Genomic DNA, 23,848 nt, shown 5'->3' with positions numbered 1-23,848 from the left:
TTAACCAATTAACCAATATACTATGTTCAGTTATAATGCACCAATGCTCAGAGAAGACGCTTTAAAAGGAAAAACCATTGTAATTACAGGTGGAGGAACAGGTTTGGGGAAAGCAATGGGCGTATATTTCTTGAAATTGGGAGCCAACCTCGTCATCACAAGCAGAAAACAGGATGTACTGCAAAAAACTGCCGATGAAATGGAAGAAAAAACAGGTGGCAAAGTGTTGGCGGTTGCCTGTGATGTTAGAGAAGTAACACAGGTAGAAAACGTATTGGCCAAAACTTTAGAAAGATTTGGTTCAGTTGATGTACTATTGAACAATGCTGCGGGTAATTTCATCTCTCCAACCGAACGGTTATCAGCCAATGCATTTTCATCCATTATCGATATCGTTTTAAAAGGAACGGTTAACTGTACACTTACCTTCGGTAAACACTGGATTAAGGAAAAACAAGCGGCAACAGTTTTAAATATAATTACCACTTACGCTTTTACAGGCTCAGCCTATGTTGTGCCTTCTGCCTGTGCAAAAGGTGGTGTTTTGGCACTAACAAGATCTTTGGCCGTAGAGTGGGGTAAATATGGTATCCGTACCAATGCTATTGCTCCAGGTCCGTTCCCAACCAAAGGCGCATGGGAGCGTTTATTGCCCGGCGATTTAGCCAAAAAATTCGATTTCAAAAACCGTGTACCGTTGAAAAGAGTTGGCGATCATCAAGAGCTCGCCAATTTAGCTGCATTTCTGGTGAGCGATTTCTCTGGATACATTAATGGCGAAGTAATTACCATTGATGGCGGCGAATGGCTGCAGGGAGCAGGTCAGATGAATGGTCTGGAAGCAATTCCGAACGAAATGTGGGATATGCTCGAACAAATGACACGAAGCGCGAAATAAAGTGATATGGTAAATGTGATCAATCGCAATAATCAATTATTACCACAAAGAATACTTACCTCGTTTATTGCATTGGTTTGGCTTGTAAACGGATTACTTTGCAAAGTGTTAGGTCTTGTGCCTCGCCATGAACAGATCGTTGCCAGAATTTTAACGCCCACCTATAGCCATACCTTTACAATTCTTATTGGCATATCAGAGATTGTGATGGCAATTTGGATTTTGAGTAATTTCAAAACCAAGCTAAATGCTCTTGTTCAGATTGTAATAGTTGCCACCATGAATACCATCGAATTTATACTTGCGCCAGATCTATTGCTTTGGGGGAAATTCAATTCGCTCTTTGCATTTATGTTTATTCTGGTTGTGTTTATCAATGGGTTTTCTTTTAACAAAAAAACAACGCAGCAAGCATAATGTTCTCATTTCTGAAAAACCATCCATTTGCAGTTGATGCATTTTTTGAAAATTCTCTCGTATTAACATTTTCTGTTCCAAAAGCAGAATTAGAGCATCTTATTCCAGAATGCTTAGCCCTTGATACCTTTAAAGATGAATGGGCTTTCATTGCTATCGCGATGGTTCAAACGAAAAATTTGCGACCAAAAGGCTTTCCTAAATTTATGGGTAATGATTTTTTTCTTATCGGTTATCGCGTATTTGTACGTTATACGAACAAAGCAGGAAAAAGTCTTCGCGGGCTGTATATTTTAAAGTCAGAAACGAATAAAAAGAAAATGGAATTTATGGGCAATATTTTTACCCATTACAATTATACCACAACAGATATATCGCTAATTGACAACGAAAACAAAAAGAAAATTACATCAACCAATTCTGATTTTGAAATCGTAATCGATAAAACAGATCAGGAGGTTGCCTTGCCCGAAAATTCTCCATTTGCCGATTGGAAAGAAGCCAGAAGATTTGCCGGGCCTTTACCCTTTACATTTACGTACAACGAAAAAAACAAAGAAGTTTTAATTATTGAGGGGGTTAGGCAAAACTGGCAGCCAGCGCCGATAAAAATTGCCAGTTATAACTTTGGATTTTTAGATTCATTGAATCTAAATGAACCGATTTTAGCGAATGCCTTTGATATTCAAAACATCCCTTATTATTGGAAAAGAGGAAAAATTGAAAAATGGAAGTAAAAAGAAGAAAATTTCAGGGCGTGTTAAACATTTTAAGCTTTAACAGGCATTTTTACCTATTTGGTCTTATTGCTTTATTGTTAGTGATAATTAGTCAAATGGTAATGCCATGGCCTATTGTCCTATTTTGGATAATCACTTTAGCTTTTCTTTATGGTCTTTTAATGCCCTTAATAGTATCTGCATATGTTTACGACTTTTCTGGGTATTATCATTTCGATTGGCTAAAAAAAGCTAGTATTTCCAATTCGAATCCAGATTTAATCTTAAATATTAACGCAGGTTTTGATGAAACAAGCTTCATTCTTAAAAGTCATTTTCCGCAAGCAACTTTAAAGGTCTTCGATTTTTACAATCCTGAGAAGCATACAGAGCAGGCAATAATCAGGGCGAGAAAAGTAAGTTTGATGTTTCCTGATACAGCGCAAATAAATACAGATTTTATTCCTTTAGCCGATAAGTCCGTTGATATGATCTTCCTGTTATCGGCCGCACATGAAATAAGGTCGCAACAAGAGAAGATTGTTTTCTTAAAGGAATGTTATAGGGTATGTAAACCAACAGGCCGGGTAATTATGGTAGAACATTTACGCGATTTGTCCAATTTTATGGCCTTCTCTATTGGTTTTACACATTTTTTCTCACGAGGAATTTGGCGAAAAGCATTTAAATCGGCAGGTTTTTCTTCTTTTTCTGAAACGAAATTCACACCATTTATGTCTATTTTTAACTGTTGTCCCTAATTTGAATGCAAACACACTTATTAATCGTTGGCGTTCTTTTAGTTGCGTTAGCGCTTATTCACATTATTTTTCCAAGATATTTTAATTGGGAAAGTGAACTTAAATTGCTGAGCTTAATCAACAAGCAAATGATGTTGGTACATACCTTTTTTGTTGCACTTACCGTATTTCTAATGGGCCTACTCTGTTTAACCTCATCAAACGAATTAATACAGACCGATCTTGGAAGAAAAATATCGCTCGGTTTGGGCTTATTTTGGACTACCAGATTCTTTATTCAGTTTTTTGTTTACTCCAGGGATCTGTGGAAAGGTAAGCTATTCGAAACTACCATGCATACCATATTTTCTATTCTTTGGGCTTATTTTAGCCTAGTATTCCTCTTTATATTTTTTAAATACGGAGCTGTTTAAAGCAAAAGTGCTTTATCGTAAAGTCTTGCCACTTCATACTGGGCTACTTGTTACTAAAATATTATCTTTGCCGATATGAATATCTTACTTTTAGGTTCAGGCGGCAGAGAAAGCACATTCGCTTGGAAAATGAGCCAGTCTTCGCACTGCGATAAACTAATTATTGCTCCAGGTAACGGTGGTACAGGAGCTTATGGTACAAACATCAACATCAATGTAAACGATTTTGATGCCATTAAAAAAGTAGTGCTTACCGAAAACATCGAACTCGTTGTAGTAGGTCCGGAAGAACCTTTGGTAAATGGTATTCACGATTTTTTCCTTGCCGACAAAGCCATTGCGCACATTCCAGTTATCGGACCTAAAAAAGAAGGAGCTATTTTAGAAGGGAGTAAAGATTTTTCTAAACAGTTTATGGAGCGTCATGGTATTCCAACTGCGGCCTCAAAATCTTTCACCCCCGAAACTTTAGAAGATGGCTTGGCTTATCTCCAAAACCATGCATTGCCGGTTGTTTTAAAGGCCGATGGTTTGGCAGCAGGTAAAGGTGTGTTAATCTGTACCGAAACTATCGAGGCTCAGGAAGAATTAAAACTGATGCTTGGCGGTAAATTTGGTGCAGCCGGGGCAACAGTAGTAATCGAAGAATTTTTAAGCGGGATAGAACTTTCGGTATTTATTTTAACCGATGGTGAAAATTATATCACACTGCCTTCAGCTAAAGATTATAAACGGATTGGCCAGGGCGATACCGGTTTAAATACTGGTGGTATGGGCTCAGTTTCGCCAGTTCCTTTTGCCACACCAGAATTTTTGGCTAAAGTAGAAGAACGGATTATTAAGCCAACAGTTGAGGGTTTAAAGAAAGATAATATCGATTATACAGGTTTCATCTTCTTCGGACTGATAAAAGTAGGAGAAGAGCCATTTGTAATTGAGTACAATGCACGTATGGGCGATCCTGAAACAGAGAGTGTGATCCCCAGAGTTGAAAACGACTTGGTAGAGTTGTTTTTAGCTACTGCCAACAAACAATTAAACCAGGTGAGTTTGGTTATTTCTGAGCAAACAGCTGCTACTGTAATGATTGTGGCAGGTGGTTACCCAGGCGATTACCTGAAGGGTAAAGCCATTACCGGAATTGAAAACCTACGTCATTCTAACGCATTCCATGCCGGAACATTGTTAGAAAATGATGTCGTGAAAACAAATGGAGGAAGGGTAATTGCAATTACCAGTTTGCAAAAAGATTTGTTTACTGCTCTACAATCAGCAACAGCTGATGCTGGTAGAATTTATTTCGACGGAAAATATTTCAGGGAAGATATTGGTTTTGACTTAATTTAAAAGAACATAAGTTGAAAAAAGTACTCAAGAAAATCTCCGAAATCGCAATTAAACAAGGAGAGTTTAGTTTTACACCTGAGCAAACCGAAGCAAAGTGGCTAGGCAATCAACCTGCCACCTTAGCCGAAATACAAGAGGCTGAAGCAAGACTGGGGATAACGTTTCCAATGGATTATAGAGAATTTCTGTTGATTACCAATGGATTTACTACGCCAAATGAACACGTTGATCCGTCGTTTTCAAAAGCAAGTGATGTCGCATTTCTAAAGTATGTTGATCCACAGCTGATCGAGATTTGGACAGAAAATGATGAGTTGCTAGAGGTGGCCATTAAACTGGCCAGAAGCATTATTATTGGTGGCTTAGGAGAAGAGCAATATTTTCTTCTAATCCCGCCGGTAATTGAAAATGCTGATTGGGAATACTGGAAATTTGCATCATGGATTCCAGGAGAAGATCCTTACGAAGGACTTGAAAATTATTTCATTAACGTATTGGATTTCTTAAAATCTGCGTAATACGTTTTCGTATAAACAAAGAAAGCCCCAATCAAAATTGGGGCTTTCTTTGTTTTGAATGCTTTTTTATTTCGATTTACTTCCCAGTAATTCTTGAAGTTTATCTTGTAAAGCTTGTTCTCTTAAACCTTTAGCAATAATTTTGCCTGTTGGATCAATTAAGAAATTAGCCGGAATGGATTGAATGCCATACATTTGAGCCACTTCATTGCTCCAGCCTTTTAAATCTGATACATGTGTCCAGGTTAACTTATCAGCCTCAATGGCTTTCTGCCAGGCTGCTTTGGTAGTTCTGGTATTTCCTCCATCTAAAGAAACACCCAAAACAGTAAAGCCTTTATCTTTAAATTTGTTGTAAGCCACTACCACATTTGGGTTTTCCTGACGGCATGGGCCACACCATGATGCCCAAAAATCTACCAGTACGTATTTACCTTTAAAATCGGATAATTTAACAGGTTTACCTGCAGTATCAACTTGCGTAAAGTCCATAGCCATGGCACCTACAGCGGTTTTTCTTCCCGCATCAAATATTTGAGCAATTTTTTTACCTGTCGTAGTTGCTTTCAAGTCTGGCGACAACCCAACAAAAGCTTTTTCTGCTGCTGTTGCCTGATCAGGATCTGCTGCCAATTGGCTAATTGCGCTTAAGCTGATAAATGATTTTGGATTGCCGTTTGCATACTGTAATAATAATGGAGCCATTCCAGCAGCTTCTTTTTCATAGCGGGCACCTAAAGCGCCCATAACAGCTTTATCTTGTTTTTGCTCGGGTGTATAGGCTGCATATTCTGCATTAATTGCAGCAAGTTTATCTGCTACAGGTTTAGTTAATGCTTTTAGTTTCTTTGCATCGTCATTAACCGGTGAGCCAGTAATTGTCGCTTTCTTTAAAGAATCTGCTGCCGCTAGCTTTATATTTCCTGGCTCTACGTATAGCGATAAAGCATCTAATTTCTCACCCTGTGCCGGACGGTTTACGTAAGGATTTTTGTTTAAGAAAAGACTTCCCTGTGCAGGATTTAACAATGTTCCTTTAAATGCAAAGGTGCCATTTGTTACGGTTGCCGAATCGGTAATGTTTTTGCCATCTCCCTGATAGATCAGATAAACCTTATCTCCGGTTTTTAATCCTTTTATATCGCCGTTAACTGTAAATGGCTTTTGTGCCAAAGCTGCAAGGGGCAATAGTGCCATTGCAGATAATAATATTTTTTTCATCTGTATAATATTTTTTTCATTGGTGATGAAGCTATCATGATGGTTTCATGAGATTAGTTTAATCCTGTCCAAATATAGAAATCTGTACCGCTAAAACGTAAATAGCTGTGTAAAATTATGATAGACTGTTTCAGGGATAGCTTTTAATTTAATTTTTGGTAAGTTCTCCACCATAAATCGGGCATTTCGCCATTAACAGCAGTCTGGTAATCATCATATCTGCAAGGCACAAGGTGGTAGCGCTCGTTTTTAGATTGCCCCGAAGGGTAAGGGACCTGCATCCACCATCGGTCTGATTTTTTGCTTTTCACAAACATCATTTCTCCCGAACCGTCTTTTAAGCTGGTTCGATAGATCATAAATTGTGATTTCGGTGTAAGCGGAAAATCCTTTTTGCGGGCATAAAATCCATCAACAAAATACCATACCATTTGAGCAAGTAGGAAGGCAGTTTGTCCGTTATTGTCATAGGCCGGATTAAACTCGTAAAAGCCAATTGAGGTCAACTTATCATTCATGCCTGCATAACGGGCAATACGACAGGCCTCTTCGCCATCAAAACCATTTGGCGTGGTATTCGCATTTGCTGCGGCATCTGCAGAACGGATAGCGCCCATGTCAAAGCTAATCATGTTTGCATTACGGATAATGGGCTCTGTTAAGGTAATGTCCTGAGCAAATTCACCCAAACGGTGTACATCAAAATATAATTTATCCATCACGCTCAAACTTTCCTGGTTTACAAAATAAGTTTGATAACCCACATTGCTAAAATTGAAAAGGTAATTGGGCTGGTGCAGGAAAATTTTGTTCAGGTAACAGTCCGAACGGGTAGCAATTCCCTCATTGTCGTCATCGCCAATGTCAAATTGGTTATCAATAACCACCAGATCTACTTTTTGCTCTAAATCTTCATAACCCAGGTATTGGCCATAGGTTAAGTCTTGTCCGCCACCAATAATGATCGGAATAATGTCTTTTTTAATCAGTTCCGAGACTACCATCTTGATGGCAATGTAGGTATCGGCAATGGTTGCGCCGTGTTTAATATTGCCTAAATCGACAATCCTGCTATTAAAAGCACCTTCGTTGAGTTTATAAAATTTTTCTCTAAAATAATCGGGTGCCAGGGCAGAGCCTTCATTGTTAACGGCGCCTCTTCCATCAAGTACCCCAAAAATTGCCAGATCGTAGGTATGCTCCTCAAAATCGGGGAACGATTCGGTGTAAATCTGCGCTTTTAACCCCAGCTGGCTTGTAAAAAATCCTTGCTTGGGTGTAAAACTATCGGGGTTTATAGGGGAAAAGAAATCCGTTAATGACATATATTTAAAACTCTCGGCTCAAATATCTATTTTTGAATGCGTATTTCCACATATAGCTCGAAAAAAATAAAATGATACTGGTAACCGGAGGAACTGGATTTTTAGGATCTGAATTAATTAAACAGTTAACCGACAAGGGGTTAGCTGTTCGGTCCTTGAGGCGGGAGAAATCTAAAATCCCTTTGCTAATTCAAAATATCCCACTCATCGAATGGTATGAGGCTGATATAAACGAGCCTTCTGTACTGGAAGATGCCTTTATCGGGATTACCAAAGTTTACCATTGCGCAGCTTTTGTATCCTTCAATCCAAAGGATAAAAAGCAGCTTTTTCATGTAAACATAGAAGGAACCTCGAACATTGTAAATCTTTGTGCCGAAAACAATTGCCGTTTATTGCACGTAAGCTCAGTTGCTGCGTTAGGAAATGCTAAAAAGGGCAATAAAATTACTGAAAAAGACTTTTGGGAATATGATGCCAGAGCACACGCCTATGGTTTATCGAAATACGAGGGTGAGATGGAAGTTTGGCGGGGTATTACCGAAGGATTAGACGCTATTATTGTCAACCCATCGGTAATTATCGGTAAAAACGCGGGCTTTGAGGGAAGTGGGGAAATTTTTAAACTGGTAAAAGATGGTTTTCCCTTTTACACCGATGGAGCTTCGGGTTTTGTTGATGTTGAAGATGTGGCCAAAGTGATGATCTTGTTAATGGAGGCGGAAGTTTCGGGAGAACGGTATATCATTTCTGCCAATGATTATCATTATAAAGATCTGTTCAGCGAAATTGCACAGGGTTTTGGCGTTAAAGCACCAAAAAGAGAGGCAAAATCATGGATGCTCGGAATAGCCTGGAGGGCCCTAAAATTTGCATCCATATTCACTGGTAAACAGCCTTCCATCACTAAAGATGCTGCAAAGAGCAGTTTAACCTTAAGTTATTACAATAACAATAAAATAAAAACGGAAACAGGTATTACCTTTAAGCCAGTTGCCGAAAGCATAAAAGAAATTACCCAACATTTAAGATAATGCCCAAACAGAAAGCCTATTACATCATCGATTTTGATAGTACCTTTACACAGGTAGAAGCACTTGATGAACTTGCCCGAATTTCGCTAAAGAACCACCCTGATAAAGAGGCGATTTTTCAAAAAATTGAAGATTATACCAATTTTGCAATGGAGGGAAAACTTTCCTTCTCCGAAAGTTTAGCACAACGTGTTAAGCTTCTTGAAGCTAACGAAGATCATTTAAAACAACTCATCAAACATTTGAAAAAGAAAGTATCTACATCTTTTTCGCGTAATGCCGAGTTTTTTAAGAAACATGCCGATGAGGTGCTGATTGTTTCTGGCGGGTTTAAGGAATTTATTACTCCTGTAGTGAGCCAATACCACATTAAAAAGGAAAATATTTATGCCAATACCTTTGTAACCACTGGCGATGGTAAAATTATAGATTACGATCATACCAATCCTTTAAGTGAAGAGGGTGGCAAAGTAAAATTACTTCAGCATTTAAAGCTCGAAGGCGAACTGTTCGGTATTGGCGATGGGTATTCTGATTTCCAGTTGCGCGAAAGCGGTATCATCAATAAATTTTTTGCATTTACGGAGAATATAGCCCGCGAAAGTATTGTTTCGAAAGCTGACCATGTAACACCAAGTTTCGACGAGTTTTTGTACGTAAACGATCTGCCGCGTGCAATTTCTTATCCTAAAAACAGAATCCTTTGCCTGGTAATTGGTGAAGTTGATCCCTTAACGATTTCTATCCTTAAAAACGATGGTTTATCAATTAGGCATAAGACTTCTTTTGAAGATAAATATGTAAAGGATGTGGGAATTATTCTTTTAGCTGATGGCGAAAAAATAAACAAAGAACAGTTAAAAAACGCGGCTAAGCTAAAAACTATAGGTTATTTAGGTAATGCAAAAAACAAAATAGACCTCGATTTATGTACCAAACAAGGTATTGTTGTTTTCGATGACCCTAAAAACAATCCACGTAATATCGATTTTATCCCGAAACGGGTTGCCGATTTTATGAATACGGGAGCAACTTATCTGAGCAGCAATTTTCCTAACTTACAATTGCCAAAAATTGAGAAATCGCATCGCTTAATTCACATCCACAAAAACGTTCCTGGTATTATGGCGAAAATCAACACTGTTTTTGCCAAACACGACATTAACATTGTGAGCCAGTTTTTAATGACCAATCCTGAGATTGGCTATGCCATTACCGACATCAATGCGCAGTATGATAAACAATTGTTTAAATCGCTTAAAAAGATCGAGCATACCATAAAGTTTAGGGTGCTGTATTAACTTCATGCTGTCATTCTGAGTGCAACGAAGAATCTCTGTGTTTTCTTATACTTGCCCTCATAAAGTACTGCCTTTTTAGTGCTTTGGTGGTGATAGATTCTTCACTGCGTTCAGAATGACAATAACGATTTCTCTGTACGCCTAGCGCCACATACGCTTCGCTACCTCAAAAACTGATGCCTCTTCAACAACAAATGTTTAGGTGCACCTATCGTTTGTGACCGATAAATTCCTGTATGGCCTGAAAATAAGTAAGCCGTAACGCAGGCTAAAGCGATATAAATTCCAGATGAGGTGCCAAATAACTCTATACCCATAAAAATACAAGCCAAAGGGGTATTCGCTGCCCCAGCAAAAACAGCCACAAAGCCCATTCCTGCCAACAGGCCAAGAGGTAAGGGGATAAAGAAACTCAAAAAGCTACCCAGTGTGGCCCCAATAAAGAAAAGTGGAGTAACTTCGCCGCCCTTAAACCCTGCACTCAGGGTAAATGCAGTCAAAAATAATTTGATCGCAAATGTATAATAAGCTTCTTGTTGAACAAAGGATTCTGAAATAACCGGAATGCCCAAGCCGATATATCGTGTATTCCCGATCAGGTAAATAATACCAATTAAAACTAGTCCACCAATAAATGGCCTTAATGGCGGGTATTTGATTTTACTGAAAAGACTTGATAAACCATGGTTTAAGGCTGAAAAAGATCTCGCCACCAGTCCAAATAATATTCCGGCACCTAAGGATAACAATAAATTGATCGAATTCATTTCCGGTATCACAGAAATGGAATAATGGGTATGCCCAACGCCCCAAGCCTTGCAGGCATAGTCGGCAATAATTGCTGTAATAAAGGAAGGGAGAATGGAACTGTAGGTTAAACTTCCAATAACGAAAACTTCCAATCCGAATACTGCGCCTGCCAAAGGTGTCCCGAAAACAGAGGCAAAGCCAGCACTGATCCCGCAGATGAGAATTACTTTTCGATCTCTGGCATTAAGTTTAAACAGTTTCGTAAACTGGTCGGCAAAGGCCCCTCCAATTTGGACAGCTGTACCCTCTCTTCCAGCCGAGCCGCCAAATAAATGGGTAATAATCGTGCCTGCAAAAATGAGTGGCGCCATGACCAACGGAATCACATTTTTGGGCGATTGTAATTCCTCAATCAAGAGATTGTTGCCCTTTACAACGGCTGCACCCCAATAATGATAAGCCAGGCCAATGAGTATACCGGCAATTGGTAAAAAGGCGATAATCCAGAGGTGTTGTTCACGGTAATTGGTTGCCCAGTTTAAAGTTTCTAAAAACAGGGCAGAGGCAGAGCCTATAATCCCACCCAATATTGCAGAAATCAATAGCCACTTTAATGTGCTAATTAAGAGTAATCCGAAGTCGAGTTTAATAAAATGTTTAATAGGCAGAAGAAATTCTTCTGTTAGTTTTTTAACAGGCATTTGAATTCAATTTTAAATAAAAATCGTAGGAGTCATCAGCCTGTTTGGGCGGTTTTGGCGGTACTCCATCGCCATTGTTCCAAATGTATAAAATTTAGTTATTTGTTGCAAAATCTTTATCACCTTTGTGCAGCTAACTTTAAACCATGGATTTCACACCCGAAATAAAAGACAAATTACATCAACTGCAAGAAAAGTATACGGCAATGGGGCAAGATATGGCATCGTACCTCGATGGGCTTTTATATGCCGATTTCTTAACCTATTGGGACTACATTCATTTGGATACGTTACTGAGCTTACAGAATCCTAAAACACCGATTCCGGATGAAGAGATTTTCATTATGTACCATCAAATCACGGAGCTTTATTTTAAGCTTGCACTGCACGAATGCAGGCAGATTGCTGAGCATGAAAATTTAACCGCCGAATTTTTTACTGCACGTGTAAAACGGATCAACGCTTATTTCAATGCCTTAACCACTTCTTTCGAGGTGATGGTTGATGGTATGGAGAAAGAGCAGTTCCTGAAATTCCGCATGTCATTATTGCCTGCCAGTGGATTCCAATCTGGCCAGTACCGGATGATCGAGATCTGTGCTACAGATTTTATCCAATTGGTAGATAAAAGCAAACGCGAAGAACTAAGTACTGCAACAATAGAAGAACAATTCGAAAATATTTACTGGAAATTCGGCGCAACCGAACTGTCTTCGGGTAAGCAAACTTTAACCTTAAAGCAATTTATTAAAAAGTATGCTGCTCAGTTTCTACAACTGGCCAAAGATCGCACTTTAACCAATTTTTCAGCTTTATACCATCAATTGCAAGCGAATGGAGCCGATGTTTCTGCCCTTGCAGAAGAGTTGCGTAAGTTAGATTTGTATGTAAATGTAGAATGGCCTTTATCGCACTACAAATCGGCCGTACGTTATTTGGAGAAAGATCCGGTTGATATTGCAGCAACAGGTGGAACCAACTGGCAAAAATATCTGCCTCCGCGTTTTCAGAAGAGAATCTTTTATCCGTTCTTATGGACCGGTGAGCAAATGGAAGAGTGGGGTAAAGGCTGGGTGCTTAGTGTACTTAAAACACTCAAAAACAAAGATTAATATTACAAAAAGCTATTAAAAAAGCCTGTTTTTTCTTAAATTTGCGCGAAATAATTAATGATAGGATGAGTGAATTATTGAATAAGAGAATGAGCGGTAAAACACTCAATCATTCGATCATTCACCCATTCAAAATTCAAATACAATGACCGAGACATTAGATATAAAAATCACCAAGGCAGCGCAAACACGTTTGGCTGTTACTGATTTTTCGCAATTACCGTTCGGTAAGGTTTTTACCGATCACATGTTTACTGCCGACTACGAAGATGGCGAATGGAAAAATTTACAGATTCTTCCTTATGGCCCAATTCCGATGAGCCCGGCAATTTCTGCACTTCATTATGGACAGGCAATTTTCGAAGGATTAAAGGCTTACCGCCAACCAGATGGTAAAATTAGCGTTTTCCGTGCTGATAAAAATTTCGAACGTTTTAACAAATCAGCCGCCAGAATGTCGATGCCAGGTATTCCTGAAGAAATTTTTATGCAAGGTTTAGCCGCATTAATCAATGTTGATGAAAAATGGGTACCTAATCAAGAAGATTATGCTTTATACATCCGCCCGGTAATGTTTGCAATGGATCCTTATTTGGGCGTTAAGGCATCCGATACCTATAAATTTGCTTTGTTAACTACACCAACTGGTCCATATTACAGTAGTGCGCTAAAGGTTAAAATTGAAACAGAATTTACACGTGCAGACGAAGGTGGTGTGGGCTTTGCCAAAACTGCTGGAAATTACGCACGTTCGTTATATCCTTTCGAGCAAGCAAAAAAAGAAGGTTACGATCAATTGATCTGGACAGATTCGGTAACGCATGAGTTTATTGAAGAAGCTGGAACTGCCAACTTACTTTTTGTAATTAATGGCAAATTGGTTACACCGTCAGTACGCAGTACGGTTTTGGATGGTGTAACGCGTGATACTATTATTAAACTGGCTAAAGATGCCGGAGTAGAAGTTGAAGAACGTAGGGTTTCTGTTAAAGAAGTGATCGAAGGAATTGAAAACGGAAGCTTAACAGAGGCTTTTGCCGCAGGAACTGCAGCTACAGTAACACATGTAGGCGAAATGGGCTATAATGGTCAGATCTATAAATTGACCGATCCATCTACAAGACATATTTCTAATGGCATTGCTAAAAAATTAAACGATATCCGTTACGGTTTAGCACCTGACGAATTTGGTTGGAACTGGGTTTTATAATTCGGAAACCATTTAAAGTAAGCCCCGATGCAGCATATGCACCGGGGTTTCTTATTTATAATATCGTCATTTCGAGCGGAGTGTAACGCAGTCGAGAAGCTCAGCGGAGCTAATCTATTATAGATCTCTCTCCCGACTTAATGTCGGGACTACGCTTCAGTCGAGATGACGACTTTCATATAGTATATTGTTATTTGTAATTTATTTTAGCAAAATTTAGCTCTTTAGGCTTGTCCGCCACTAACTTTGGTCTTCTGACCCCGGACTTTCTTTTATTTATCTAAAATCACTACGCCTTTAGCTTCGAAAGCCAATTCTTTTTTAGGATCGGTAATTTTGGCCACTTCTTCAGGAGATTTTTTAGCATCTTCTGCATAGTGGCGTAAAGTTTCCACCGAGATGGTTTGTTTCTTTGCCAATCCATCCAAAACTACTTTTTTGCCAACAATATCCATCGGCATAAAGAATGCATAATCTTTAAAAGTTACCCGCATTGGATCGCCATTAGGCATTTCTAAAGTCATCCAGCAGCCCTTTTTTTTACATACATCTACCACCTTGCCTTCGATTTTCATATCGGCAATTTTTTTATCCCCCATGGCAGCTTCCATTTTTGCGGCAGGTTTTACATCTCCTGGTTTAACTTCTTCTCCAAATTTTTGACCAGTATATGCGCCTTGAGCAAATGAAAATGCCGCAAATAGACAAAAGCCCAAGCTTACAATGATTTTTTTCATGATTTTATAATTATCCGGTTAATGATCTAATCAAAGTTATTTAAAATTTTTCATTAATAATGGAAAACAAAAAATCCCCGTTAATATCCATTAACGGGGAAAATCATCCCTATAATTGCAAATCACATTTTATGATGTACATTTAAATTATTATAGGCAAACCAGAATCCAAAAGTTTAATTTTTGTTTTGGTTGTAGTTAATGTGTTTATATCCAGGTAGTTGTTGTTTTTTTTCTGGATTATTAATATTCAATGATCTTGTAGAGATGTAGAATATTATCTTCTTTCTGTGGAAACTTGTTGAGCTGTTTCCCCATTTTTGTTTTATCCAAAAACAAGACTGAACACTTCTTCTATTTTACTTACTGCTTTAATCTCAAGGTTGTATTTGTTTGTATCAATTCCTTTCAAGTTGTATTTAGAGATGTAAATCGTTTCGAAACCCAATTTATCTGCTTCAGCAATACGTTGTTCGATTCTGTTTACCGCCCTAATTTCTCCTGATAGGCCTACTTCTGCGGCGAAGCAGTTTTTTGAAGAAACAGCGATATCCTGATGCGATGATATAATGGCAATTAATACAGCCAGGTCAATTGCAGGGTCTTCTACTCTGATACCACCGGCAATGTTTAAGAAAACATCTTGTGTACTTAATCTAAAGCCACAGCGTTTTTCTAAAACAGCTAAGAGCATATTCATCCTTTTGGTATCGAAGCCTGTTGCTGAGCGTTGAGGCGTTCCATATGCTGCCGAACTCACTAAGGCCTGTGTTTCAATCAACATTGGCCTGGCACCCTCTAAGGTTGCGGCTATGGCGATTCCGCTCAGCTCTTCATCACGTTGTGAGAGCAAGATTTCTGATGGATTGGAAACTTCTCTTAAACCACTGCCCTGCATTTCGTAGATCCCTAGTTCTGCGGCTGCACCAAACCGGTTTTTGATGGATCTTAGGATGCGATAAACGTGGTGCCTGTCGCCTTCGAACTGCAAAACAGTATCAACCATGTGCTCGAGTATTTTAGGCCCTGCAATAGCACCATCTTTGGTGATGTGGCCGATAAGGAAAACAGGTACACCAGTTTCTTTTGCAAAACGCAATAATTCGGCAGTACATTCCCTTACCTGCGATACACTACCTGGTGTTGAATCGATATGAGCGGAGTGCAAAGTCTGGATAGAATCTACAACTAAAATTTCTGGTTCGAGAATTTCGATCTGTTTAAATATATTCTGTGTAGAAGTTTCTGTTAAAATGTAACAGTTGGATGAGGGGCTTTCCTGAATCCTTTCTGCCCGCATTTTAATCTGTTGTTCGCTTTCTTCACCGGAGATATAGAGCAATTTTTTGCCCTTTAAATTTAAAGCCAGTTGCAGCATCAAGGTCGATTTTCCGATACCCGGTTCACCGCCGATGAGCACTAGCGATCCTTCTACCAATCCACCACCTAAAACGCGGTCCAATTCTTTATCGCCAGTTAATATTCTACGTTCTGTTGACGATTGTATTTCATCAACCTTGCTTGGTTTGCTTAATTTGCGGCTAGTAGTATCGCTTTTCCAGGTTGGAACAGAAGCGGAGCTTTTTTCCACAATTTCTTCTACAAAGGTATTCCATTGGTTACATGACGGACATTTACCCAGCCATTTTGCCGATTCGTAGCCACAGCTCTGACAGAAAAATGCACTTTTTGATTTTGCCAATTGATTAAGGTTTTAGATTACGAATTTAACCTTTCAGGATTGAAAGTGTTTTTATTTTTTTGAACAATTAATCGTTTGCCCGAATCGTGTTCACGTTAAACCTCGCAGGTTTTCAAAACCTGCGAGGTTTGAAACATCACTATAAAATGCAGCGCCATTGTTGATAAACCTGATAGAACGGAAAGCCCGGAGCGAAGAATGAGTGAGGACTTGGAGGGATAGCAGGACTAAGTGGCCAAAACGCACAGGACAGTTGTTTCCCAAAAATATTGACCACCTAAGTCATCTGAGCACAACTTAGTGAGGCACTTAATTAATATTTTAGGTTTAAAATACACTTAAACAAAAAAGCCCAGATTTAAAAATCCAGGCTTTCTGTTAAATGTGTTTTGAGTTATAATTTAATCTCTTCATCTTTTGCGGAGATGAAGTGAAACTCGGTTAAGTGATAAGATGATTGTGCCTTAACTTTAATCCATTGGCCGTATTTAAAGAACCAGCGGCGTTGAAGGTTGAAAATGCCTTTTGTAATATAAGCTTCGATGTATGGGTGTACGCAAAGCGTTACGCCTTTTTCATTCTGCTCTCTTAAAATATAATTAAGGTTGTTCTCAATATCATCCATTAAAACGATACTCGCTTTAATTTCTCCGGTCCCATCGCAGGCCGGGCATTTTTCTACCGTAACAATATTCATTTCCGGACGAACACGTTGTCTGGTAATCTGTACCAAACCAAATTTGCTCGGAGGCAAAATAGTGTGTTTGGCTCTATCCAATAACATCAGCTCACGCAAATAATCGAATAGCATTTTACGGTTTGTTGGTTTGTGCATATCGATAAAATCGATTACCACAATACCGCCCATATCGCGCAAGCGCAATTGACGGGCAATTTCTTTGGCCGCCTCTTTGTTTACCTGTAAAGCATTCTCTTCTTGATTTTCTTTACTGGCAGTACGGTTTCCACTATTCACGTCTATAACGTGGAGTGCTTCAGTGTGCTCTACAACAAGGTAAGCACCACCTGGTAAGTTTACTGTTTTTCCGAAAGCGTTTTTAATCTGCTTTTCTACACCAAAATGATCGAAGATAGGTTCTTTCTGTTTGTATAGTTTAACGATCTTTTCCATTTCGGGAGAGATGTCGTGAACATAAGAACGGATATCATCGTACAGCTCTGGCGTACTTACGTAAACGTTTGTAAAATCAGGGTTCAGAATATCGCGGATTAACGTTGATGATCTGTCCATTTCTCCCCAAACTCTTTTTGAAGGTTCGGTAGATGGCATTTTTTTAATGAAGTTCTCCCACTTAGCAATTAAATCTAAAAGATCTTTTTGCATTTCGGCAACTCCTCTGCCTTCAGAAACGGTTCTGATAATGACCCCAAAATTTTGAGGTTTAATACTTTCAATAATCTTTTTTAAACGATTACGTTCGGTATTACTTTTAATTTTTTTTGATACAGATATGGTATTGGAGAATGGCACCAGTACCACATACCTGCCGGCAATCGAAATGTCGGAACTTAAACGCGGTCCCTTTGTAGAAATTGGCTCTTTGGCAATTTGTACAGGTAGGAGCATGTTTTTACTGAGCACATCAGAAATTTTGCCAGCCTTGTTAATATCGGCTTCTAGCTTTAAATTATCTAATAATGTGCCTGTAACCGAGCCATTACGCTTGATCTTCGTTAGCTTAATTAAAGATTGCACCTGAGGGCCCAAATCAAAGTAATGCAAAAAAGCATCTTTTTCATAACCAACATCCACGAAAGCGGCATTCAGACCAGGCATAATTTTTTTAATGCGGCCTAAATAAATATCGCCTACAGCGTAGTTAATATTGATTTGTTCTTTGTGAAGCTCAACAAGTTGTTTGTCTTCAATCAACGCTATGGTAACTCCGGCAGGAGTCGAATTGATAATTAATTCTTTTACCAACAGCTACAGATTTAAGGCTTTCGCCTATTAACAAATGGATAGTAAATAAAAACAATGATGTAGCCAAAAAGATATACAATAAAAAAATCATATAAATTGTTTAAACCTCATAGTGTTTACTATGAGGTTTAACTGGCTTTATCAAATAAGAAACTATTTTTTCTTATGTCTGTTTTTTCTTAAACGTTTTTTACGTTTGTGGGTAGCCATTTTATGTCTCTTTCTTTTTTTACCGCTTGGCATAGTTTTAAGTTTTAAATGTTTTTATTAATCTGTTAATTAATTTTTATTCTTTAGTTCAGCCACCTTCTTATCAATGAATGAAGATAAGGTTGGGTTAGCCGCTAATTTTTTGCTTGATAGGTAGGCATTTACTGCTTCTTTATTTCTGCCTAAATTTTCTAAAGCTGTTCCTAAATAAAAATAGGCTTCAGGAGTTGGAGCAGTGGCAATTACCGTGTTAAAACGAGGGATTGCTTTATCAAACTGACCTGATTTTATGGAGAACAATCCTAAATTCATATTGGCCTTTACATTTTTAGGTTCTTTAGCAACAACTTCTAACAACATTGCAATACCTTGCATTGGTGCGCCTAAGCCGTTTACTATTGTTACCCCTAAGCCTGTTTTAGCTTCAATGTTTGTAGAGTCTTTCTCTAATGCATTTTTGTAAGATACATTGGCTTTCTGCAATAAAGCAGGTTGCGCTATGCTATCTTGTGTGCTTTCAAAAGCTTTTATAAATTGATTACCGGCAGCTAACCACGATTGTGATGATGGTTCGCCTTCGGCTACAACTTCTAAATACAGTGCAGATGGCGTAATTTGCTCAACATCGTCCCATTTTTGAGCCAGTTGTTTAGCAAGTTCAATCTTCTCTGCGCCATTTGCGCCTTTGTAGCTGTTTTCTAAAGCTGTAATGTCTGTAGCCAAATTCTTGTTGATTACATTCTTTGCAGCAGTAGACGAAGTTTCGAGGTTTAGTACCGATGTAGTTGATGGAGAAGCTGCTCCGGCCATTGGGCCACTTGAAGGCATTTTTCCATTTTCTTCCGTTGGTTTAACCAAACCCTTAATGTCTCTTGTAAATAAGAATGCAACAAGCAATACAATCGCTCCAATAACTATGGTTTGTTTTGATCTGATGTTGCTATTCATATATAAGACTTAGGCTTCTACGTTAATTTTTTTTGAATTGCTTTTTACTTTATCAACAAATACTTTTGCTGGTTTAAAGCTAGGAACGAAGTGTTCTGGGATAATTATTGCAGTGTTTTTTGAGATATTTCTCGCAGTTTTTTGCGCTCTCTTTTTAACAACAAAGCTTCCGAAGCCTCTAACGTATACATTTTCACCGCCAATCATGCTGGTTTTGATAACCTTGAAAAATGCCTCAACTGTTTCCTGTACATCAACCTTCTCAATTCCGGTTTTTGTTGATATTTCTGAAATAATATCTGCCTTAGTCATATTTTATTATTTATTATATATTATGTTTTAATATTACTACTGTTTTGGGGTTGCAAAAGTATTGCTTTTTAATGAGATAGGGAAATAAAAGATGATTTTTTTATCACTAGACTTATCAGGCAATTGCAAGTTTTTTTTTAATCGGATAAATAGACCGTAATTTGCAGTAATGATATTTCAAAATGAACTCATCAATTGGTACCTGATAAACAAGAGAGATTTGCCCTGGAGGCATACCAATGATGCTTATACCATCTGGTTATCAGAGGTTATATTACAACAAACACGGGTAGAACAAGGGCTTCCGTACTTTAATAGGTTTTTGGAGAATTTCCCTACAGTTGCCGATTTTGCCAGTGCTACCGAAGCCAAAGTTTTGAAGCTTTGGCAAGGATTAGGTTATTACTCGAGGGGCAGGAATATGCATGCAACCGCTCAAATTGTGGTGAAAGATTATCATGGAATCTTCCCAAATCTGCATGATGAGCTCATAAAATTAAAAGGGATTGGCGAATATACAGCTGCTGCCATTTCCTCATTTTCGTCCGGAGAAGCACGTGCTGTGGTAGATGGAAATGTATTTCGGGTACTCTCTAGATTCTATGGTTTAGCTACGCCAATAAATAGCCCGGCCGGCAAAAAAGAATTTTATGCGTTAGCAAATAATTTGCTCTATAAAGAAGACCCTGCGCTATATAACCAGGCTATTATGGAGTTTGGAGCCATGCAGTGCAAGCCAAAATCGCCCAATTGCAGCATTTGTCCGCTTAATCAGAGCTGTTATGCTTTTAACCATAGCCAGGTAAATGTGCTACCGGTTAAAATTCGCAAAGCCGAACAAAAACACCGGCATATTAATTATTTTGTTTGTTTCGAAGATGAAAAAGTATTGATCAGGGAAAGACAAGCAGGGGATATATGGCAGCATTTATATGATTTCCCTAGCGTGGAAACTACAGCAGAATGCGAGTGGAGCGATTCACTATTCATCGATCGGGTAAAATTTGTATTCGGAAACAACGCCGATTTTACATTTATAAGCGCCAAAAAGCACATATTAACGCACCAAATAATCCATGTACAATTTTTTGCATTAAAAAATTATATATTTAACTTTAATAAACAAAAGGAACTTAATTGGGTTTCTTTAAGTAAATTAGATGAGTTACCGCAGCCAAAAGTAATCCATGATTTTGTTTTGGAGTATTTTTATAAGAACAAAATGGAGTAACTAACCATCTTATTCGGCGCACACTTAGAAAACGAAACAACTAACCAAAAATATTTATGTCTGGGATTAACAAAGTTATTTTAGTAGGCCATTTAGGCAAAGACCCTGAAGTGCGACATTTAGACGGTGGCGTAACAGTAGCCAGTTTTCCATTAGCTACCTCGGAAACATACAACAAAGACGGAAAAAGAGTAGAACAAACGGAATGGCACAATATTGTGTTATGGCGTGGCTTAGCAGAAGTTGCTTCCAAATACCTTCAGAAGGGCAAACTGGTTTACATAGAGGGCAAATTAAGAACAAGATCCTTTGAAGACAAAGAAAAGGTTAAAAAATATGTAACAGAAATTGTGGCCGAAAACTTTACCATGTTAGGCAGAAAGAGTGATTTCGAGCAAAGTCCTACTACACCAACGCATCAAAGTTCTGAAGCTAAAATTGAAGATGAATTTACAATTGGCCCATCAGATGAGAATGGAGATCTTCCCTTTTAATTAAAGGCTAAAATGCATAAAAAAAGCTACCTGATGAGAGGTAGCTTTTTTATGCGCTTTATATTTCGTAGCCTTAAAATAATAATACAAAAAACTCCTGCCAGTTCTGCTAGCAGGAGTTTTTGTGATTACACTTAAACCGTTAATTAATTTTAGTGTAATAAATATTTAGTTTTATCTTATTTGCAGTTGCATCGCTGGCGCCTATAATCGACCTTTCTGCAGATGTAGCAGTAGGTACTCTCTGAAAGTCGGTATAAGATGTAGGAGCTAAGAATGTACCCTCATCTTCGATGTTTTTATCAATCAAGCCCTGAACGTAACTGGTTACAATAAAAATATAACGTTTCTTTAACGAATCGAAATAACCACCAAAAAGTGCTGCGCCACCAGAAGCACTGCTTGAAAAAGTTGCAAAATCAGGTATATCGGCTGGTTGTTGTGCAATATCCCAACGATATAAAGAAAGTCGTTGAGCGGCATTAAAAGGGTATGCTGGCGCATTCTCACCAATCTCTACAACTAACTCTGCCTTATTGATAATTGCTTTACCGTAAGTGCCAGTAAAACCTGCCAATCCTGGGAACGTTAACTTGGTTTTTACACCAGCTAAGCCCTGTAAATAAGTTACCCTATATGGAGCCGAAGGATTTGGAGTTGCAATCTGCTCCTGCACAGGTGTGCCTGTATAATCATGTTTAATATAAGCTGCTATACCAGAAATTACGTTTGCAGTTTGTGCAGCATTCGTAGCCATCTTACCAATAGGGAAATTTACACTTGTAGTATCTATACCGCTTGATGCGTTCGTTTTTTTCCAAACCAGTTGCAGGTAAGAATCACTTCCAGAAAAGTTAAAGAATGCAATTCCTCCAACACCTGTTGAAGATGTTTTATTGATCTGCGCATATAAGCCTTTAAACGATTCTATAAACTTAGCATCAGTTGCTGTTCCTGCTGTACCGAGGTTTAATATCGCGTTTTGTATAAATGTCTTGTTTAAAGGAATTCTGATCTGTGCAGGTACAGTTTTTAAAGTGTCAGCCTTGCCTGGAACAATAACAGATACTTTTCTTTTAGTATTAGGTGCCAGTTTGCCTGTAAAATTGCCTAAAAGTGTATTGTTAATTACCTGTACATCAGAGCTTTTATAAGTTGTAACCTTGTTGGCTAACTGATAAACATCAATACTGTATTTAGAATTGGTGGTATCGCCATAAAATTTGGTTAATGTAGATGTTGTATCTAATTTTAATACCAAAACTGCAGAGTCTAATACTGGAGCAGTGCCGAAATCATAACTTGCACTCACCGGGTAAACCGTTAATGCTAAAGCTGCCTCGGTTTTTCCAAAGGTAGGGTCTACCATGTATCCCAATGGATAACGGTTTAATCCGTAGGTATTGGCAGCATCTTCTTGTACAAGTTGAGACTTAACCGGCGATACCACCAGCGTTCCGGTAATTGCCGCGTTCGGATCTACATCTAAACCAACACCATCAGGGTTTTTGCACGATGCAAAAAGAAAAAGACCTATCAACAGGGTTAATAAGTCTTGTTTTGTAAATTTCATATTTAAAATAATAATACCTTAATTAAGCAAGTGAAACCAGTTCGTCATTCGAAATTTCTTCATAAAAAGTATAGAAGTTTTCGAAATTCTCGGTTAAGTTAAAAGCTAATGTTGGCTTATTGGAATCTTTAACAAATTTTAACACATCTTTATTTAAGTTTTCATCTGCTAAAACTACTGCATCAGAGTGTGTTATCGCACCGATGTGCATGCTGTCGCAATCAGATGGTAAGAATGCTTTAGTGTCATCCTCAGTCATATTGGCCATTACTGCTTTATTCGCGAAATTAGCATTTAATTTCTCTGTAAAGCCATCCTCATAAATAGAATATACTACTTTGGAATTTTTAAAAGTAGGATCATTTTTATAAGTTGTTTTGATATAGGCAGGAACTAATGCACTCATCCAGCCATGGCAGTGAACGATATCTGGCGCCCAGCCTAATTTTTTAACGGTTTCCAATGCGCCTTTGCAAAAGAAAATTGTGCGTTCATCATTGTCGTCGAAGAATTTCCCGCTCGCATCTCTAAATACTTGTTTGCGTTGGAAATATTCTTCATTGTCTAAGAAATAAACCTGCATGCGTGCAGCTGGGATGGAGGCTACTTTAATGATTAAGGGATTATCGTTGTCATCGATAATGATGTTCATTCCTGATAAGCGGATTACTTCGTGTAAACGATTTCTTCTTTCGTTGATGTTACCAAATTTAGGCATTAAGATGCGGATTTCGAATCCTTTTTCTTGCATTGCTTGTGGTAATTGGCGCGTAATTTCAGAAATTTTAGTAAGCTCGAGGAAAGGCGACATCTCGTGTGTAACAATCAGCAGCTTCGTTTTGGCCATCTCCATATTCTAAGAAAATATTAAGTTAAATAAAAGATAATGAGCTGCAAAGGTAAGCATAATAATACTATTTATCAATATAGCAAGCATTTGTTTGGTTTCGTTTAGATTAATTTACACCT

The 23,848-nt window shown here is 38.3% G+C and carries 23 protein-coding genes and 1 riboswitch; of the genes, 13 read left to right on the top strand and 10 right to left on the bottom strand.

The window, feature by feature from the left end:
• Window positions 1–22 precede the first annotated feature (22 nt).
• The 7 genes from LQ201_RS11640 to LQ201_RS11610 all read left to right on the top strand — a co-directional run bounded on the left by LQ201_RS11640 (window position 23) and on the right by LQ201_RS11610 (window position 5,073).
• Window positions 23–898, top strand: coding sequence for an SDR family oxidoreductase (locus LQ201_RS11640; RefSeq protein WP_086548706.1), 876 nt, complete (start codon window positions 23–25; stop codon window positions 896–898).
• Window positions 899–904: 6 nt separating this feature from the next.
• Window positions 905–1,315: a DoxX-like family protein gene (locus LQ201_RS11635; RefSeq protein WP_230142520.1), complete on the top strand. Its 411-nt coding sequence runs from the start codon at window positions 905–907 to the stop codon at window positions 1,313–1,315.
• Window positions 1,315–2,052, top strand: coding sequence for a DUF2071 domain-containing protein (locus LQ201_RS11630; RefSeq protein WP_230142517.1), 738 nt, complete (start codon window positions 1,315–1,317; stop codon window positions 2,050–2,052). Before LQ201_RS11635 ends, LQ201_RS11630 begins: the two co-directional genes overlap by 1 nt.
• Window positions 2,053–2,216: 164 nt before the next feature.
• Entirely contained in the window at window positions 2,217–2,795 is a 579-nt protein-coding gene (locus tag LQ201_RS11625) for a class I SAM-dependent methyltransferase (protein ID WP_230142515.1), read from the top strand.
• A 5-nt stretch (window positions 2,796–2,800) separates the two neighbouring features.
• Complete coding sequence (locus tag LQ201_RS11620; RefSeq protein WP_230142513.1) at window positions 2,801–3,208, top strand: hypothetical protein; 408 nt, start codon at window positions 2,801–2,803, stop codon at window positions 3,206–3,208.
• Between the two features lie 75 nt (window positions 3,209–3,283).
• Window positions 3,284–4,555 (top strand): phosphoribosylamine--glycine ligase, encoded by a 1,272-nt coding sequence (gene purD, locus LQ201_RS11615; RefSeq protein ID WP_215129489.1) that lies wholly within the window; start codon window positions 3,284–3,286, stop codon window positions 4,553–4,555.
• Window positions 4,556–4,566: 11 nt separating this feature from the next.
• Window positions 4,567–5,073 (top strand): SMI1/KNR4 family protein, encoded by a 507-nt coding sequence (locus LQ201_RS11610; protein WP_230142512.1) that lies wholly within the window; start codon window positions 4,567–4,569, stop codon window positions 5,071–5,073.
• Window positions 5,074–5,139: 66 nt separating this feature from the next.
• Here LQ201_RS11610 and LQ201_RS11605 read toward each other — a convergent pair whose 3' ends face one another.
• Both LQ201_RS11605 and LQ201_RS11600 read right to left on the bottom strand, forming a co-directional pair.
• Complete coding sequence (locus LQ201_RS11605) at window positions 5,140–6,294, bottom strand: TlpA disulfide reductase family protein (protein WP_230142510.1); 1,155 nt, start codon at window positions 6,292–6,294, stop codon at window positions 5,140–5,142.
• Window positions 6,295–6,437: 143 nt separating this feature from the next.
• Window positions 6,438–7,619, bottom strand: coding sequence for a formimidoylglutamase (locus LQ201_RS11600; RefSeq protein ID WP_029274474.1), 1,182 nt, complete (start codon window positions 7,617–7,619; stop codon window positions 6,438–6,440).
• A gap of 71 nt (window positions 7,620–7,690) precedes the next feature.
• On the opposite strand from LQ201_RS11600, the gene LQ201_RS11595 reads away from it, so the two are divergent.
• Together LQ201_RS11595 and LQ201_RS11590 are read left to right on the top strand one after the other, a co-directional pair.
• Entirely contained in the window at window positions 7,691–8,653 is a 963-nt protein-coding gene (locus LQ201_RS11595; RefSeq protein WP_230142509.1) for an NAD-dependent epimerase/dehydratase family protein, read from the top strand.
• Window positions 8,653–9,954, top strand: coding sequence for an HAD-IB family phosphatase (locus LQ201_RS11590; protein WP_230142507.1), 1,302 nt, complete (start codon window positions 8,653–8,655; stop codon window positions 9,952–9,954). Before LQ201_RS11595 ends, LQ201_RS11590 begins: the two co-directional genes overlap by 1 nt.
• Before the next feature lie 161 nt (window positions 9,955–10,115).
• Here LQ201_RS11590 and LQ201_RS11585 read toward each other — a convergent pair whose 3' ends face one another.
• Window positions 10,116–11,405, bottom strand: a complete 1,290-nt coding sequence (locus LQ201_RS11585; RefSeq protein ID WP_230142505.1) for a voltage-gated chloride channel family protein — start codon at window positions 11,403–11,405, stop codon at window positions 10,116–10,118.
• Between the two features lie 19 nt (window positions 11,406–11,424).
• Window positions 11,425–11,487: riboswitch (Fluoride riboswitch) on the bottom strand.
• A gap of 64 nt (window positions 11,488–11,551) precedes the next feature.
• On the opposite strand from LQ201_RS11585, the gene LQ201_RS11580 reads away from it, so the two are divergent.
• Complete coding sequence (locus LQ201_RS11580) at window positions 11,552–12,517, top strand: tryptophan 2,3-dioxygenase family protein (protein ID WP_230142502.1); 966 nt, start codon at window positions 11,552–11,554, stop codon at window positions 12,515–12,517.
• 145 nt (window positions 12,518–12,662) lie between these two features.
• Entirely contained in the window at window positions 12,663–13,727 is a 1,065-nt protein-coding gene (locus LQ201_RS11575; RefSeq protein ID WP_230142499.1) for a branched-chain amino acid aminotransferase, read from the top strand.
• A gap of 272 nt (window positions 13,728–13,999) precedes the next feature.
• On the opposite strand, the gene LQ201_RS11570 is transcribed toward LQ201_RS11575, so the two are convergent.
• From LQ201_RS11570 to LQ201_RS11545, 5 genes are all read right to left on the bottom strand, one after another.
• A complete protein-coding gene (locus LQ201_RS11570) occupies window positions 14,000–14,464 on the bottom strand; it encodes a DUF4920 domain-containing protein (RefSeq protein ID WP_230142497.1) in 465 nt (154 codons plus the stop codon).
• Between the two features lie 325 nt (window positions 14,465–14,789).
• Window positions 14,790–16,166, bottom strand: coding sequence for a DNA repair protein RadA (gene radA / locus LQ201_RS11565; protein WP_230142496.1), 1,377 nt, complete (start codon window positions 16,164–16,166; stop codon window positions 14,790–14,792).
• A 394-nt stretch (window positions 16,167–16,560) separates the two neighbouring features.
• Entirely contained in the window at window positions 16,561–18,111 is a 1,551-nt protein-coding gene (locus LQ201_RS11560) for an Rne/Rng family ribonuclease (protein ID WP_029274483.1), read from the bottom strand.
• Between the two features lie 279 nt (window positions 18,112–18,390).
• Window positions 18,391–19,269 (bottom strand): M48 family metallopeptidase, encoded by an 879-nt coding sequence (locus LQ201_RS11550; protein WP_230142494.1) that lies wholly within the window; start codon window positions 19,267–19,269, stop codon window positions 18,391–18,393.
• 9 nt (window positions 19,270–19,278) lie between these two features.
• A complete protein-coding gene (locus tag LQ201_RS11545; RefSeq protein ID WP_025143406.1) occupies window positions 19,279–19,581 on the bottom strand; it encodes an HU family DNA-binding protein in 303 nt (100 codons plus the stop codon).
• A 169-nt stretch (window positions 19,582–19,750) separates the two neighbouring features.
• Between LQ201_RS11545 and mutY the strand changes: the two genes are divergently transcribed.
• Together mutY and LQ201_RS11535 are read left to right on the top strand one after the other, a co-directional pair.
• The gene (gene mutY, locus LQ201_RS11540; RefSeq protein ID WP_230142492.1) at window positions 19,751–20,812 is read left to right on the top strand and encodes an A/G-specific adenine glycosylase; all 1,062 of its coding nucleotides are present in this window, start codon (window positions 19,751–19,753) and stop codon (window positions 20,810–20,812) included.
• A gap of 56 nt (window positions 20,813–20,868) precedes the next feature.
• Window positions 20,869–21,306 carry a single-stranded DNA-binding protein gene (locus LQ201_RS11535; RefSeq protein ID WP_029274486.1) on the top strand — a complete coding sequence of 146 codons (438 nt, stop codon included), beginning with the start codon at window positions 20,869–20,871 and terminating at the stop codon, window positions 21,304–21,306.
• A gap of 142 nt (window positions 21,307–21,448) precedes the next feature.
• Here the strand turns inward: LQ201_RS11535 and LQ201_RS11530 are convergent, their stop codons facing one another.
• A complete protein-coding gene (locus LQ201_RS11530) occupies window positions 21,449–22,879 on the bottom strand; it encodes a DUF4270 domain-containing protein (protein ID WP_230142490.1) in 1,431 nt (476 codons plus the stop codon).
• Window positions 22,880–22,901: 22 nt separating this feature from the next.
• Window positions 22,902–23,726: a glycogen/starch synthase gene (locus tag LQ201_RS11525; protein ID WP_230143447.1), complete on the bottom strand. Its 825-nt coding sequence runs from the start codon at window positions 23,724–23,726 to the stop codon at window positions 22,902–22,904.
• Window positions 23,727–23,848: the final 122 nt, after the last annotated feature.

Origin of the sequence: Pedobacter sp. Bi126, assembly GCF_918698245.1 — a bacterium.
Classification (GTDB): domain Bacteria; phylum Bacteroidota; class Bacteroidia; order Sphingobacteriales; family Sphingobacteriaceae; genus Pedobacter.
This window is presented reverse-complemented; position numbering and strand designations above follow the sequence as displayed.